The organism is Paenibacillus sp. VT-400 (assembly GCF_001029205.1).
In the GTDB taxonomy this organism is placed as follows: domain Bacteria; phylum Bacillota; class Bacilli; order Paenibacillales; family Paenibacillaceae; genus Paenibacillus; species Paenibacillus amylolyticus.
Genome location: NZ_LELF01000067.1, coordinates 4403323 through 4419962, shown reverse-complemented (window position 1 = coordinate 4419962; position 16640 = coordinate 4403323). Strand labels below are relative to the sequence as shown.

The 16640-nt window shown below is 47.0% G+C and carries 12 protein-coding genes; all 12 read left to right on the top strand.

The window, feature by feature from the left end:
* Positions 1 to 31: 31 nt before the first annotated feature.
* The 12 genes from EL84_RS29855 (at position 32) to EL84_RS29805 (ending at position 16587) form a co-directional block, all read left to right on the top strand.
* Entirely contained in the window at positions 32 to 2209 is a 2178-nt protein-coding gene (locus EL84_RS29855) for a RelA/SpoT family protein (protein WP_036616894.1), read from the top strand.
* Between the two features lie 12 nt (positions 2210 to 2221).
* Complete coding sequence (gene dtd, locus EL84_RS29850; RefSeq protein WP_047844082.1) at positions 2222 to 2683, top strand: D-aminoacyl-tRNA deacylase; 462 nt, start codon at positions 2222 to 2224, stop codon at positions 2681 to 2683.
* A gap of 76 nt (positions 2684 to 2759) precedes the next feature.
* Positions 2760 to 2927: a hypothetical protein gene (locus tag EL84_RS32100; RefSeq protein ID WP_017686784.1), complete on the top strand. Its 168-nt coding sequence runs from the start codon at positions 2760 to 2762 to the stop codon at positions 2925 to 2927.
* 266 nt (positions 2928 to 3193) lie between these two features.
* Entirely contained in the window at positions 3194 to 3700 is a 507-nt protein-coding gene (locus EL84_RS29845; protein ID WP_036616900.1) for a type 1 glutamine amidotransferase domain-containing protein, read from the top strand.
* Between the two features lie 104 nt (positions 3701 to 3804).
* Positions 3805 to 4251 carry a hypothetical protein gene (locus EL84_RS29840; RefSeq protein ID WP_036616903.1) on the top strand — a complete coding sequence of 149 codons (447 nt, stop codon included), beginning with the start codon at positions 3805 to 3807 and terminating at the stop codon, positions 4249 to 4251.
* A gap of 631 nt (positions 4252 to 4882) precedes the next feature.
* Positions 4883 to 6151 carry an SEC-C metal-binding domain-containing protein gene (locus EL84_RS29835; protein WP_047844081.1) on the top strand — a complete coding sequence of 423 codons (1269 nt, stop codon included), beginning with the start codon at positions 4883 to 4885 and terminating at the stop codon, positions 6149 to 6151.
* A gap of 600 nt (positions 6152 to 6751) precedes the next feature.
* Positions 6752 to 8005: a histidine--tRNA ligase gene (hisS, locus tag EL84_RS29830; protein WP_036674544.1), complete on the top strand. Its 1254-nt coding sequence runs from the start codon at positions 6752 to 6754 to the stop codon at positions 8003 to 8005.
* Positions 8006 to 8218: 213 nt separating this feature from the next.
* On the top strand, positions 8219 to 9997 hold the full coding sequence (gene aspS / locus EL84_RS29825; protein WP_036616911.1) for an aspartate--tRNA ligase: 1779 nt from the start codon (positions 8219 to 8221) through the stop codon (positions 9995 to 9997).
* An 18-nt stretch (positions 9998 to 10015) separates the two neighbouring features.
* Positions 10016 to 10774 carry a ThiF family adenylyltransferase gene (locus EL84_RS29820; RefSeq protein WP_017686791.1) on the top strand — a complete coding sequence of 253 codons (759 nt, stop codon included), beginning with the start codon at positions 10016 to 10018 and terminating at the stop codon, positions 10772 to 10774.
* Between the two features lie 244 nt (positions 10775 to 11018).
* Positions 11019 to 12317 (top strand): NCS2 family permease, encoded by a 1299-nt coding sequence (locus EL84_RS29815; protein ID WP_047844080.1) that lies wholly within the window; start codon positions 11019 to 11021, stop codon positions 12315 to 12317.
* Between the two features lie 85 nt (positions 12318 to 12402).
* Complete coding sequence (locus tag EL84_RS29810) at positions 12403 to 14181, top strand: ABC transporter ATP-binding protein (RefSeq protein ID WP_047844079.1); 1779 nt, start codon at positions 12403 to 12405, stop codon at positions 14179 to 14181.
* 225 nt (positions 14182 to 14406) lie between these two features.
* Positions 14407 to 16587: a HelD family protein gene (locus tag EL84_RS29805; RefSeq protein WP_047844078.1), complete on the top strand. Its 2181-nt coding sequence runs from the start codon at positions 14407 to 14409 to the stop codon at positions 16585 to 16587.
* Positions 16588 to 16640 lie beyond the last annotated feature (53 nt).

The window sequence follows — 16640 nt, the reverse complement described above, 5'->3', positions numbered from 1 at the left end:
TTGGTATAGAAAGGACACGGATCAGATCAGAATGGGCATAGAGCAATTACTCGAGAAGGCCGGGGCATATATCAAAGAACCCGATCTGGTGCGCATACGAGAAGCTTACGAATTTGCTGATCAGGCCCACCATGGACAGACGCGAAAATCGGGAGAACCGTATATTCTGCATCCGCTTGCGGTTGCCGACATTGTTGTGAACATGCAGATGGACACCATCTCCATAATAGCAGCGCTTCTTCATGATGTAGTAGAGGATACTACGGTCTCACTTGAAGAGATCCGCAATCATTTCGGCAATACGTGTGCCATGCTTGTTGACGGCTTGACGAAGCTGGAACGTATTCAGTTTCGCTCCAAGGAAGAACAGCAGAACGAGAACTACCGCAAAATGTTCATCGCCATGGCGCAGGACATCCGTGTCATCGTGATTAAATTGGCTGACCGTCTGCATAATATGCGGACACTCAAGTTTCAGTCGGAAGAAAGCCAGCGCCGGATTTCATATGAGACGCTGGAAATTTTCTGTCCGATTGCAAACCGTTTGGGTATCTCTGCAATCAAATGGGAAATGGAGGACATCGCCCTCCGTTATTTGAATCCGCAGCAGTATTACCGAATTGCTAACCTCATGCACAAAAAACGTGCAGAACGTGAGCAATATATTGATACGGTTATGGATGGAATTACGAACAAGCTCGATGAGATGGGAATTCAGGCAGACCTTTCGGGCCGCCCGAAACATATCTACAGCGTGTTCAAGAAAATGACCACCAAAAACAAGCAGTTTAACGAAATTTATGATCTGCTTGCCATTCGTATTATTGTGGATAATATCAAGGATTGTTATGCTACCCTGGGAATTATACACACGCTATGGAAACCGATGCCTGGACGCTTCAAAGACTACATTGCGATGCCAAAGGCGAATATGTATCAATCGCTGCATACAACGGTAGTTGGTCCCAATGGCGAACCAACAGAAGTACAGATCCGGACATGGGATATGCACCGGACTGCTGAATTTGGTATTGCTGCCCACTGGGCCTACAAAGAAGGCGCTGCGAACGGAAATCATTTTGAAGACAAGATTACGTTCTTCCGTGAAATTCTTGAACTTCAAAACGAAGCACAGGATGCATCAGAATTCGTAGAGTCACTCAAAATGGATTTCTTCTCGGATCTGGTATTTGTATTTACGCCAAAAGGAGAAGTCATCGAATTGCCAATCGGCTCTGTTCCTTTGGATTTTGCTTATCGAATCCATACGGAGGTTGGTAATCGGACCATTGGTGCCAAAGTAAACGGTCGGATTGTTCCGCTCGATTATCATCTGAAGACAGGTGATATCATCGAAATTTTGACGTCCAAACATTCTTACGGACCGAGCCAGGACTGGATGAAAATTGCGAAATCTTCTCATGCACGAGCGAAGATCAAGCAATGGTTCAAGAAGGAACGCCGTGAAGAAAACGTTGAAAAAGGTCGGGAGAGCTGTGAGCGTGAACTGAAGCGCATGGGGCTTGATCCTTCTGCGTGGATGACGGATGACAAGTTGATGGAAGCTGCCAAAAAATATGCGTTTAACGATATTGATGACATGCTTGCGGCTGTTGGATTCGGTGGGATTACTGCTGCACAGATTGTAACCAAAGCAACCGAAAAACTGCGTAAAGAGCAGGAAGAGTCCAGTTTGCTGGAATTAAATTCCGAGATGCGCGAGCTGAAACCTGCGCCTGAGCGCAGAAATCGTCCAACCAACGGTATTCGTGTCAAAGGCATCGATAATCTGCTTGTTCGATTCGCACGATGCTGTAATCCTGTACCTGGGGATGACATTATCGGATATGTTACACGCGGACGCGGCGTTTCCGTACACCGTAGTGACTGTCCGAATATTCCGACAAGTGCAGACGGAGAAGAAGCAGCACGTGTTATTGAGGTCGAGTGGGAAGAGAATATCGAAGCAAGTTACAGTGTGGATATTGAGATTACAGGCCATGATCGGAATGGCTTGCTCAACGAGGTACTTCAGGCTGTATCTGAAAGTAAAACCAACATATCTGCCGTTACAGGACGGACAGATAAAAATAAATTAGCATTGGTGCACGTCACAATTCTGATTCGTAATACGGATCATCTGCAATCCGTTGTAGAACGGATCAAACGTGTGAAAGATGTCTATTCGGTGCATCGGATTATGCAGTAAGGAGCCTGTAAGATGAGGGTGCTTGTACAACGCTGTAAAGAGGCTCAGGTGACCGTGGGAGACGAGCTGACAGGTAAGATCCAGTCCGGATTAATGCTGCTCGTAGGCATTACCCATGAGGACACCGAGAAGGATGCCCAGTATCTGGCTGACAAAGTTAGTGGGTTGCGGATATTTGAGGATGATCAGGAGAAGATGAATCTCAGTCTGCTTGATGTAGGCGGTGCTGTATTGTCTGTTTCCCAGTTCACCCTGTACGGAGATTGTCGCAAAGGAAAGCGTCCGAGCTTTGCGGCTGCGGCCCGACCTGAAGCGGCAGAACTGTTATATGAAACGTTTAATCAACTGCTACGGGATAAAGGTATCCAGGTTGAAACCGGGCGTTTCGGAGCGATGATGGATGTAACATTTACCAACTGGGGACCCGTGACTTTGATGCTTGAAAGTCCGGTTCGTCAGGAACCACGTGCATAATTCCATGGGGTTCAGGCCATAATAAGGGATAATTCGTTGATGACCATTTCATGATCAAAGGAGTATCCATCCAATTATGCGCCAATCTGCGAAAGAAACACGTACCCGTTCAGAACCTTTGTTACTCCCTGGCAACCTGTATGAATCATTGCACCTTGCCCGTTCGGCTGCTGAGTATGTTGCAACGATCTGGGCACTTCAGGATTCGGACAAAGGGAAGCAGAGTCATCTTCCGCGATCTTGAATGTCTACACAGGGATATAAACATCCGATATTTGGATTATACAGATTTTGAAAAAGTCCTGATTCCTTCCCGAATCAGGACTTTTTGTCGTGAGTTGATCTTTTTAACTATTCGTTTGAAGACTTCGTTACAAAATGAAATTACATTGAATTGTTATAAATTGCTCTGGTGAGGGTAATAACAAAACGAGGCACAACGAAGTGCCAATGTACTGCAAGACCCGATTTTATAAAGAAAGTTCGAACACGGAAAGGAGAACATACGTTATGAGTAAAGTTGCTTTTTTATTGGCGAATGACTTTGAAGATTCGGAGATGCAGGTCCCGTATGACGAAGTAAAAAAAGCTGGACATGAAGTGGAGATTATCGGATTAAAAGCCGGTGAGACCCTTAAAGGTAAAGGAGGAAAGGCCTCCTATACCACAGATAAGGCGATTGGTGATGCATCCGCTTCAGATTATGATGCAGTCGTGATTCCTGGTGGATCATCCCCTGAGAATTTGCGAAGTGATGCGCACATCTTGAAATTTGTCACCGAGATCAACAGTGCGAAGAAACCAATTGCTGCGATCTGTCATGGTCCGCAAATTTTGGCTAGTGCCGGTCTCTTGAAAGGCCGTACCATTACATCCTATCCACCACTTAAGGATGATATGGTAAACGCAGGAGCAGAGTTCAAGGATCATGAGGCCGTTGTGGATGGAAACTATATTACATCCCGAACACCTGAAGATGAGCCAGCGTTTGTACGTGAACTGCTAAAAGTTATATAACTTCAGCCAGTACAACTGACATACATTGATGTATCTTAACTACGTTACATCGTGACGTTTACAAACTTCACGTTGCATTTCATTCCGAAAAAGGAGGGTTTGACATGACAAAACATATTCAGGCGTATTTTCGAACCGAGGACGAGGCAGAGGGAGCAAGAACTTCACTTCAGACGTTCCGTACAGAGCATTTGGAAGTAGGTCAACTGGACAGTGCGGTAGGTAGAGACACGCGTGTTATGGTGCCACTGGTGCCTTATAATACAGCAGGTGGCGTAGGCACCAACGGAGCAATGGGTGTAGGTGCAGCCCCTGGTGTTCCAGCTAGCGAAAATGTGATCCCTGTAGTAGCCAATGTGGACCGTGATGCAGAACGGGATACTCGTGACAGAGTGAATGAGGATGGAGACCTGCTGAATGCTGCAGATGTGTCTTCGGCCGATTATGATGATCTGCATTATGTTCTGTCTGCCAAAGTAAGAGATGAGGATTATGACGAGATTGTTCATAAGCTTCGTTCCAACCATGCCTATGTGGAAGATTTGAATTAACGTGTAGATACTTCTTGGCCCTTGCACTGCTCGACCACACAGTCGAGTGATGTGCAAGGGCTTTTTAATCAGGAGGATATTAAAAAACTAATTTATAAAGCGCTATCATTTTTGTAATATTACTGTAATATTAGATACATAAGCCTTTAACATAGTGGGCTTATAATAACACACATGACCCCCTTTTTTTATATATCCTTTGAGCCTGCACACCGTGTGCAGGCTATTTTTTTTGAGCTGAGAATGTGTATGTTTTGGGTAGAGCTTACCCCTTTATTCAATTTTTGCTAGAATAGAGAGATGGGTTTATATATTCTACAGCGAATTGTTTTCATAGTTGGGCTACATTGGACGGTAAATCTAGCTCCAGTGATTGGGTTCAGGCGAATCCAATTCTATGACAGAGAGTATGAGGAACTCATCGCCAGAGTGATCCGTCATATTCCAGATGAACATATACTCGCTGAAACGGCCCCGCCTTTTTTATATAAGTAAGGGGCAGCCGTTTCTGCTTGATCGATGGAATTTGAAAGTTATATAGAATGCCTCGTTTGAGAAATGACACCTACAATGCTAAAGCAACAGAGTTCTCATGCGAATGGCTAGAGACAGATTTAAGGGGGAATTAGTTTTGAGTAAGGTTGGAAGAAATGATTTATGCCCATGCGGTAGTGGGAAAAAATATAAGAAATGTTGTCTGAACAAGGAGTCCTCTGCAGTAGAATCCATACTGGGGATAATATCAAAGGAGCAACCGGTTCGGGAAGCCTCCATGCAGCCTGAGGGCAAACTGACCTTGACCAAGCTGAAAAAGATGGTGGCAAGCGATTTGAAATGGGAGCACCCGGCTCACGAACAGCTGGCCCTGCAGACTATTGAGAACATGAGGAACCAATACGAGCCCGAGGTAATTTTGGAAGCTCTGGTGTTATGGAACGGCTACTCCCGTCAGACCCGCCCTACTGTGAAGAAGACAGGCTCGTTCTCTGCTGCAATTGAGTATTTGCTGTCCGAGGAATACGGCTTCAATGTCACAAAGGCTGAGCTGGCTGATAAATATGAGGTAACGACAGGCACGATCTCCCGGAAGGTTAAGGAGATGAATAGTTACATCGAAGAATACGGCATGGGCGGTGAAACGGACGAGCTATTGATGCTGAACGGTCCAGGCACATCGAAAGACAAAGCACAGGCTCTGCTGTCTAAGGCGAGGGAAGCGAGCTCTTCCAAACGGAGAGTACATCTGGCGGAAACAGCGATTGAGATGTATCCTGACAGCTCTGATGCATATCTCATTTTGGCTGAGGAATCGGACAATGAGAATGATGCACGATCTTACCTCAAGGAAGGAATCGCTGCTGGCAAACGTGAACTGGGCGAACTATTCTTTGAGGAGAACAAAGGGGACTTCTGGGGGCTTCATGAGACTCGTCCCTATATCCGGATATGCAAAAGCTATGCCGAATCCTGCTGGTTTGGTGGAGATACGAAAGAAGCAGCACAGATCCTGGAGCATATGCTAGAGCTTAATACGGAAGACAATACCGGAGCACGTTACCTGCTCGCTGCTGTGTATCTGTACAGCAACCAATTGGAACAGGCAGGGCAATTGCTGGAGGAGTATGGAAGAGATGACGCCGCAGCGGCCTTTGCCTATGACAAGATCATTCTGGAGTATAAGAAAAACGGAATCACCTCCCAGCTCAAAATGCTGTATCGTGTAGCCCGGGGTGTGAACAAACATGTGCCTGATTACCTGTTGGGTTTGAAACGGCTGCCGCATAACCTCCCTGACTTTGTCGGCATGGGCGACTCCGACGAAGCGATTGAATATGTCATTATGCATTCCCGTTTATGGGCGAGCGCGCCGGATCTGTTGAAGTGGATGCTGCAACAATAGAGGAATAAGAAGCGAATAGAAGTTGGAATTCATATGATGAATCCAGCTTCTATTATCCGTGATTTCTGTCACTCCCCCACCCGGTGCAGTGTGTGAGTAAAATTTTTTAGAGCTATCTTTTCGTGTTAACCCTTGACTTTAGCACTGTGGTTCATTACAATCAGAAAATAATACGTTGACTATAGTCAATACAAGTCGATTTTTGAACTATATTACTGATTTGATGACGGGACCAAGTACTCCGTGCCCACATGACCAGAGAGGAATCCCCAGGCTGTAAGGATTCTCTTGATGAGCGGACGAATGACTTCCCCGAGAACAGACGGCGAACACAGCAGATATGATCTGTTGACCAGTAGCTGGCCTGCGCAGGACGTGCGTTACACGTAGAGCGGAATATCTGCTTGATCAGAATGCCTTGGGCAAACCTGAATCATCAGAGATCGCCTGAACGGCTAAAGTGTCAGGTTTCCGGAATGTGGGTGGTACCACGGGTGAATGTATATTACACAATCTCTCGTCCCTTTGTTTGCTGTATACACAGCGACAGGGCGAGGGATTTTTTTGTTATATAGAAAAATCAATGCTGGAGGGATCAAGATGGCTTTTCAAAAACCGACTGGAACGCAGGACTTACTGCCTGGAGTTGTCGAGAAATGGCAGTACGTAGAAGAAAAAGCACGAGATCTGTGTCGACGGTTTAATTACCGTGAGATTCGTACACCGATCTTCGAACAGACTTCTTTATTTGTACGCGGTGTAGGAGAGACTACCGATATCGTTGAGAAAGAAATGTATACCTTTGATGACAAAGGCAATCGCAGCATGACTCTTCGTCCAGAGGGAACAGCAGGTGTTGTCCGTGCGTATGTAGAGAATAAAATCTACGGTGAACCGGATGTGAGCAAGCTCTATTACATCGGTCCGATGTTCCGGTACGAGCGTCCGCAGGCAGGTCGTCAGCGTCAATTTCACCAGTTTGGTGTAGAAGCCATCGGTGCGCTAGACCCTGCGATTGATGCGGAAGTGATCGCACTGGGCTACCAGTTGTGTGTAGAGCTCGGCTTGAAGGATGTCAAAGTGGAGATCAACTCCGTTGGTAACTCAACCAGCCGTGCAGAATACCGCGAGACGTTACTTGGGTTCCTCAGACCGATGAAAGACAGCCTATGCAAGGATTGCCAGTCCCGCATGGAGCGTAATCCGCTGCGTGTACTCGACTGTAAGGTCGATCAGGACAAATTCGTTGGGGCACCATCTATACTGGATAGCCTGGATGAAGAGTCTTTGAATCACTTTGCCAAGCTGCAGGCATACCTGGATGATTTCGGAGTAGATTATGCTGTGAACAATCGTCTGGTACGGGGCTTGGATTATTACACGCTGACTGCTTTTGAATTAAAAGCCCAAGGTATTGGAGCAATTGATACCGTTGGCGGCGGTGGTCGATACAATGGTCTCGTTGGAGATATCGGCGGACCTGATCAGCCGGGCATCGGCTTCGGTATTGGTCTGGAGCGTATTCAACTGATTCTGGAGCACCAAAACATTGAGGTTACTACGCTGGCTCCACTGGATGTATACTTTGTTGCTCTGGGAGAGGCAGCTGATCGTGAAGTGAACCGTCTGTTGTTCAAACTTCGTCAGTCTGGACTGTCTGGGGAACGTGATTATCTGGGTCGCAAGATGAAAGCACAGATGAAATCAGCTGACCGTTTCAAATCCCGCTACACTGCCATCCTTGGTGATGACGAGCTGGAGCGTGGTGAGATCGCCCTCAAATCAATGGATACGGGTGAGCAACAAACCGTGAAACTTGATGACCTGGTAGCGACAATTCGCGAAGGTAAATAAGCACGAAGTGTTACATTAAGATCAAAACTTTCGAGTAAAACAATTGATCCGGCAAAAGTACTGAGGTTCACCGACGATTCCAATTAAGCGGAAGTTGGCGAGCCAGAGGTAACATGCCTTTTCGAATACATGGTCTACACGTAACCGGACTGTTAAAGAGCAGGCACTAACTGCCCATACAGAACGGAAATTCACATAATGAGGAGTTTGGTTATGAAAAGAAGTCATCATTGCGGCGCATTAACACCCGCACACATCGGTGAAACAGTAACATTGAACGGTTGGGTTCAAACCCGTCGTGACTTAGGGGGCGTACTCTTCATCGACCTGCGTGATCGCAGCGGGATTGTACAAGTTGTCTTTAACCCGGCTTACTCCGGTGAAGCTCTGCAAATCGCAGATCGCGTACGTAGCGAGTATGTTATCGCTGTAACGGGTAAAGTCGTTAAACGTGATGCTGAAACAGTTAACAAAAACCTGCCTACTGGCGAAATTGAAGTTCAAATCACAGAAATCGAAGTGCTCAATGCAGCCAAAACACCTCCATTCTTCATTGAAGATGGTGTCGAAGTTGATGAATCCCTTCGTTTGAAATATCGTTACCTGGACCTGCGTCGTCCGGAAATGTTCGAAACATTGAAACTGCGTTCCAAAGCATCCAAAGTGTTCCGTGACTACCTGGATGGAGAAGAGTTCGTTGAAGTGGAAACACCAATCCTGACTAAGAGCTCCCCGGAAGGTGCACGTGATTATCTCGTACCGAGCCGTGTGCATGAAGGTGAATTCTTCGCCTTGCCACAATCCCCACAAATCTACAAACAGTTGCTGATGGTGGGTGGCGTTGAGCGTTATTATCAGATCGCTCGTTGTTTCCGGGATGAGGATCTGCGTGCAGACCGTCAACCAGAATTCACTCAAGTCGACATCGAGACTTCTTTCTTGCAACAGGATGACCTGCTGCCAATGATGGAAGAACTGATGGCCAAATTGCTGCGTGAAACCAAAGGAATTGAGCTGGAACTACCTTTCCAACGGATTACGTATGCAGATGCAATGGGTAAATACGGTTCAGACAAACCAGATCTGAGATTTGGTATGGAACTGGTTGAAATGAACGATATCGTAGCAAACAGTGGTGTGAAAGTATTTGCTTCTGTCATCGAAAAAGGTGGAGAAGTGAAAGTGCTGAACGCTAAAGGCTGTGGCACATGGAGCCGTAAAGAGATCGATGATCTCGGACCATTTGCTGCACGTTACGGTGCGAAAGGTCTGGCTTGGATTCAAGTAAAAGACGGCGAGTTCAAAGGGCCAATCGTGAAGTTCTTCACGCCTGAAGAAATCGAAGCTGTCAAAGAACGTACTGGTGCTGAAGATGGCGACTTGTTGCTCTTCTCCGCAGACACGAAAAAAGTGGTTGCTGACGTTCTGGGCGCATTGCGTCTGAAAATCGGCCGTCAACTTGGACTGATCGATGACAGCAAATTCAAATTTGCTTGGGTTGTGGACTTCCCACTCCTCGGATATGATGAAGATGCGAAACGTTATGTGGCAGAACACCATCCGTTCACACGTCCAAAAGACGAAGATGTACATCTGTTCGACACTGATCCGGGTGCAATCCGCGCTCAAGCCTATGACCTTGTTCTCAATGGTTATGAAGTAGGTGGCGGTTCGATGCGTATCTACAAACGTGATGTTCAGGAGAAAATGTTTGCTGCCCTTGGACTTTCTACAGAAGTAGCTAATGAGAAATTCGGCTATCTGCTGGAAGCATTCGAATATGGAACTCCACCGCATGGTGGTATTGCCTTTGGTCTGGACCGCCTCGTGATGTTGCTGGCAGGTCGCACGAATCTGCGTGAAACGATTGCCTTCCCGAAAACGGCAAGTGCAACGGATCTGCTCATGAATGCACCTTCCGAAGTGGATGACTCACAATTGGAACAACTTCATATCCGCGTAGCCCGTAAACCGGTAGCGGAAAAGAAATAAAGGAGGCATCGATTCTCAATGCTCCATCAATTTTCAAGAACAGAACTTGCGATCGGACCTGAAGGTCTGGATACGTTGAAGAATAGTACAGTCGCTGTGCTCGGTATTGGCGGCGTAGGTGGTATTGCTGTAGAAGCTCTTGCCCGTAGCGGCGTTGGGCGCATCATCCTGATTGATAAAGACGTCGTGGACATCACCAACATTAACCGCCAGATTCATGCTCTGACTACGACAGTGGGGCAGAAAAAAGCGGATCTGATGGTGGAACGTGTGAAACTGATCAATCCGGAATGTGATGCGATTGCCCTGAATATGTTTTACACGGAAGAAACGTATGAGGAATTGTTCAAATATGAACTGGATTATGTGCTGGATGCATCCGACACGATTATCTACAAAATCCATCTCATTAAAGAGTGCCTGAAACGTAAAATTCCGATGATTTCCAGCATGGGTGCGGCAAATAAAATGGATCCAACGAAATTCCAGGTTGCGGATATTTCGAAAACGACCATGGACCCGATTGCCCGTGTTGTGCGTACCACACTTCGTAAAGACGGCATCAAAAAAGGCGTGAAAGTGGTCTTCTCGACTGAAAAGCCGATGAAACCACGCGAGGACGTAACACAGAAAATCGTTCCCGAGAATGCTCCGGAAATTCGTAAGGCTAAACAGCCACCAGCGAGTAACTCTTTTGTGCCTCCGGTAGCCGGACTGATTATGGTCAGTGTTGCGATTAAGGATTTGTTAGAAATTGCAGAGAACGAGCAGCAGTAACTTGCTGCCAACTGAAGAAGCGTGGATGCTGATAAGGCATCTGCGCTTTTTTGTGTGATCATACTTCGCAAGAGAGGAGCGGATGGGACGTCAACCGTCTATGATAGCCGAACTGTATTCCTAGATAAATGTCAGAGTTACGTCATGTACTTCAAAGTCAAAACCGTGTATGATATTCACTGCTGCGCGAAATGATGATACATACATAATGAATTTGCGGCTACAGAGAGGGGAATAGAACGAAATGAAACACGGATGGATGACCAGACGTCTTGGCATGGAGCCAGGAGACCAGTGGAAGAAGGAAGTTGTGGCGGGAGCCATTTCTTATTTTGCCGTGGTCTATATCGTTATGGTCAATGCTACAATTCTTTCCGATGCCGGAATGCCCTTGCAAGCAGCTATGGTTGGAACCCTGCTGACGTCCATTGCAGGCTGTTTGCTCATGGCATTTGGCGGAAAATCACCGATTATCGTAGTACCCGGAATGGGGATTAATGCATTTTTCACGTATACACTTGTACATTCCATGAAATTAAGCTGGCAAGAAGCGCTGGCCGTTGTAACCGTTACAGGTGTACTGTTTGCCATTGTTGCGTTTACGTCACTATACAAAATGATCAGCGAAGCAATCCCGAAAAATCTGCAGCATGGCATTACGGTTGGGATTGGTTTGTTTCTGACATTTATCGGTTTGCAAAAAAGTGGAATCGTTATCGCACATCAGACCACGTTTGTTGCGATTGGGCATTTCAATGATCCCAATGTCATTACAGCCTGCGTTACGCTGGTGCTTGCCTTGATTTTATTTATACGTAACGTACAGGGTGGACTTCTGATCAGTATTCTGGTCGGGACAGGCCTTGCCTATGTACTTGGTGCAGTGAACCCGGGTGAGTCCGTATCAGCTATGGATGCGCTGCGTCAATACGGCGGCTTGTTTGGCGAATTATCTTTGATGAAACTGGCTGATGTCGCATTCTGGATCGCGGTATTTTTGCTACTGCTAATTGTGGTGTTCGAAAATATCGGATTAATTACCGCTCAGACACAGATGATTGGTCGTCCAGAGCGGTTCAAAGGAAGTCTACGCGCACTATCCATTAGTACCGTATTGGCAGGCGTATTCGGAAGCAGCCCTCCAGTTGCTGCAGCCGAGACTACAGCCGGAATTGCAGCAGGCGGTCGCACAGGTTTGACTCCGCTCGTTACAGCCGTGTTATTCGGAGCTACTTTTTTCTTCATCCCGCTCCTCGGTTACATTCCGGACAGTGCAATTGCGCCCATTTTGATCATTATTGGTGGCCTGATGGTACAAGGTGTGAAAGATATGGATTTTGGTGACTTCACAGAGGCATTTCCAGCATTTCTGATCATGGTCATGATTCCATTTACATATAGCATCGTGGACGGTATGGCGTTTGGATTTATTGCCTATCCCTTAGCGAAGCTGGCAGCAGGTCAAGGTAAACAGGTACCTGTGGTCATGTATGGCATTTCCATTCTCTTTTTAGCCAATTTTGTGTTGCATGGTATCTTGTAAAGCTGTGTTAAACAACATAAGGCAACGTCATGTAACTTCATACGTATGATCTCTGGTGAGCAGATGGAGAACGGGAGGAACGGGAATGGAAGAGCAGCAACAAACAGGGCAGAATGAACCGAAGGTAGGAAAAAAGGGATTTAAGGATTTCGTCAAGCTTATCGCTTCCACGAACCCGCCAAAACTGATCTTGATTCTGGCCCTCATCTTAACCCTGATTCAAACTACAGCCGGACTGATCGTGCCATTGATGACCAAAGGTCTGATTGATGGATTAACCACTTCGGCATTGAACAAATCTGTAATTTTATTGTTGCTGGGGGCATTTGTGATTCAGGCGATTGCATCGGGTATTAGCATTTATATGTTAAATTACGCCGGACAACGCGTGGTCGCAACACTACGCACCAAGCTGTGGAACAAGGTATTGTCGCTACGAATGCCGTATTTCGATCGCAATCGTACAGGTGATACCATGAGTCGGATTACGAATGATACAAGCCAGATCATGACGTTGATCGCGGATTATTTGGTTTCCTTTGTATCCAACATCGTCGCTGTTGTGGGTGGCGTGGCATTACTATTTTACTTGGATTGGGTGATGTCGCTCATTATTTTGAGTCTGGTGCCACTTACGTTGTTGATTCTGTTGCCGGTGGGTAAGAAAATGTACAAGATCTCCAAGAAGCAGCAGGACGAGATGGCAGGTCTTACGTCCGTGCTCAGTCAGGTTATTGGCGAGATTCGCTTGGTCAAAGCCTACGGCACGGAGAAACAGGAAGTGGAAGCAGGGGATTCCCGGATTCGTAAAATGTTTGCTTTTGGCTTGCAGGAAGCACGCATTCTTGCACTGATCGGTCCCTTGTTTACATTTGTCATGACTGCCGTTCTAGTCGTTATTCTGGGTATGGGGGGAATGCGCGTAGCGTCTGGACTGTTGTCGCCTGGTGAACTGGTTGCGTTCATTTTACTGTTATTCCAGGTCATTATGCCAATGGGACAATTCACGACGTTATACTCCCGTTTGCAAAAAGTCGTAGGTGCAACGGAGCGGATACAAGCGATCCTTGCCGATGAGGAAGAGCCAAATCACAGCACCAAGGTAGCGCCAAAAGGAAATGAGACGATTGCATTCCATGATGTACACTTTTCCTATGTCACAGGTGAGGAAGTGGTGCACGGAATCAATCTGACGGTACCTACACAAAAAGTGACAGCGATTGTCGGCCCAAGCGGTAGCGGCAAATCAACGCTGTTCTCTTTGATGGAGCAGTTTTATATGCCCGATTCAGGCCACATTTCATATGGGGGACAAGCCATAACGGATTATTCGTTGGCCTCCTGGCGCAGCAAGATCGGGTATGTATCTCAGGAAAGTCCACTTATGGCGGGTACGATCAAAGACAACATCACGTACGGATTAGGTCGTGAGGCCACGATGGATGAGATCCGACGAGCTGCTGAGATGGCCTATTCTGCCGACTTTATCGACAAGCTGCCACAGGGTTATGACACGGAAGTGGGCGAGAGGGGAATCAAGTTATCCGGGGGCCAACGTCAGCGGATTGCTATTGCTCGTGCCTTACTGCGCAGTCCGGATATTCTTATGTTGGATGAAGCGACATCCAGTTTGGACAGCACCTCGGAGTATGAAGTACAGCAAGCATTGTCCAATCTGATGGAAGGAAGAACTACGATCGTGATCGCGCACCGATTGTCCACAGTGGTGGATTCCGATCAGATTGTTGTATTGGAGCATGGACATGTTACCGGAACAGGAACGCATACGGAATTAATTAGCAATCATCCGGTATACCGTGAGTTAGCTCAAAAACAGTTTGTGGCACAGGAAGGACAAGGTTGAAATCAGAAACAAATTGACTACTATTTCAAAAGATAAGATTCAAATATAGTTCAACTTAAGACCGTTGTTCATTCGTTCAGTACGAGCGTGAGCAACGGTTTTCTTTTATGAGATCACCAGGCTGCTGTAGCTTTTTACACATCAATATGATATAGTGGGTATCCTTTTGCGTCGTCAGTGATTGGCGATGCAGAGCAAAACATATTCTTAGGAGGTAACTGAAACATGTCAGACAGCTTTCAAAGTGCCTATCAAGAAGAAGAGTACAGGTTAGAGCGAACGATGGAGGAAGTGGATAGTCAGCTGGAACGACTGCAGAACATTCCGGTATACACCGGCCACGACTTCACAGAACAAGTGCTGGAAGCTGGACGCGAAGAGCGCCGCACCGCCTTGTCCAAGAGCGCGCAGCAACCCTATTTCGGACGCTTGGATTTCGAAGAACAGGGCAGTGGTGCACGGAAACCGCTGTATATTGGCAAAATTGGCGTAGACCGCGAAGAGGTGGGAGAGCATCCGCTCGTCATCGACTGGCGTGCTCCTGTCGCAAGCCTGTTTTACTCATTTACGGGAGGGGAAGCCTCCGCTACGTATGAAGCCCCGGAAGGGCTTATTGAAGGTCTCGTATATCTGAAACGAAACGTTGTCATTCGGCAGCGGATATTGGAACGTGTGGCGGATACATATAACCGTGACAGCGACCAGCCAGCGGTATCTGATGAATTCCTCGTTTATCGTTTGGGAGAGAACAAGGATAACAAACTGCGTGATATCGTATCTACGATTCAAGCGGAGCAGGATCTGATTATTCGTGCGGCGAGAAACACTGCATTGATCATTCAGGGTGTAGCTGGATCCGGGAAAACGACGGTTGCCCTGCATCGGCTTGCCTTTTTGCTATATCAGTACAAGGAGCAGGTATCTGCAGAGAAAATGGTTATTTTTGCGCCCAACCACATGTTTCTGGATTACATCTCGGATGTGCTTCCGGAACTTGGAGTAGGGGACATTCAACAGCGGACATTCCCGGATTGGGCGATGAACCTGCTGGGGCTGGATATGCCTTTGGCGAATACGTCGGATACATTGAACACCTGGTTCGAAAAACCTGATGCACGACCTGAATTGAATGATGATGTACCTGGGCGTTACAAAGGATCCATCCGTTTCATGGAGCTTATTCGAGAATGGTTGTCGGGGATGGAAGCGGATTCCGTACCGGATATGGACTTCAGTCCATGGGATGGTAAGGTGCTCAGCAAGACGGAGATCGAGAACTGGTTCGGTGAGGAATACAAACATTATCCACTAGCCAAACGCAAAGAACGGGTCATGGCGCGGGTTCACCGCTGGATTGAGATGGAACTTAAGAAACCGATGCCAGAAGCTGTGCGCAAAGAACGCAAGAAAAAAGCGTCTACTCGTGAGAAAGCCTATGCCAAAAAATGGCCTCAATACGAGCCGCTTACGTTATACAAACAGCTGTTCAAAGCTGGAAAGGGCGGCTCTGTGCCAGCCACGCTCAGCGGGCTGATTCCAAAACTAGTCATGAAACAAACGGCAACAGATCTGAAACAGGATATCGTCCGTGAAGAGGATCTGCCTGCATTGGTATACATTCATACATTGGTCCATGATATCGAGGGCTCGGAGCGGTTTGATCATATTGTGATCGATGAAGCGCAGGACTTTTCCCCTTTTCATGTGGCGTTATTGGATCAGTTCGTCAAAGGGCATTCCTTCACCATACTGGGTGACTTGTCTCAAGGCATTCATGAGTACCGTGGTGTTCATGCGTGGGAAGAGATGAGTTCTTTATTTCCTGAGGAACAGAATGCATACTTTGCATTGACCCGAAGTTATCGTTCAACGATGGAAATTATCGATTATGCCAACACGATTCTGGAACGTGGTGTCAAGAGTGGGATTACGGCGATTCCTGTTTTCCGTAGTGGTGATCCGGTTCGGACGTTGGCTTATGGAGGCGAAGGGCGGACGGCGAGTCTGGAGCAGGCTTTGAAGCTGTTAACGGTCAAAGACTACCGAACGGTCTCCATCCTGACTCGTACACTGCATGAAGCAGAGGAACTTCACCGTGACCTACAGGCCGCAGGCTGGGATCTAAACTTGATCGATGGTGGCAAAAAGCAGTACACAGGTGGGCACTCCGTTTTACCGGTCTATCTGTCTAAAGGGTTGGAGTTTGATGCCGTTATTGTGGCAGACGTAGATCAGAAGCATTATTTGCCAAATGCAGGTGATGCAAAGCTGTTGTACGTTGGTTGTACACGGGCCTTGCACGAATTGTGGTTGTTCCATGACGTTGAACTGCCGATCTATGCGGCTGCAACACATAATCCCGATGGCGAGTCCGTAACCATTCAGGGTTGGCCAGAGCTTGGCTAGATAAAGTCTATTTATACAACAAAGGCATGACGTTCATGGGAAAGTCCCATAAG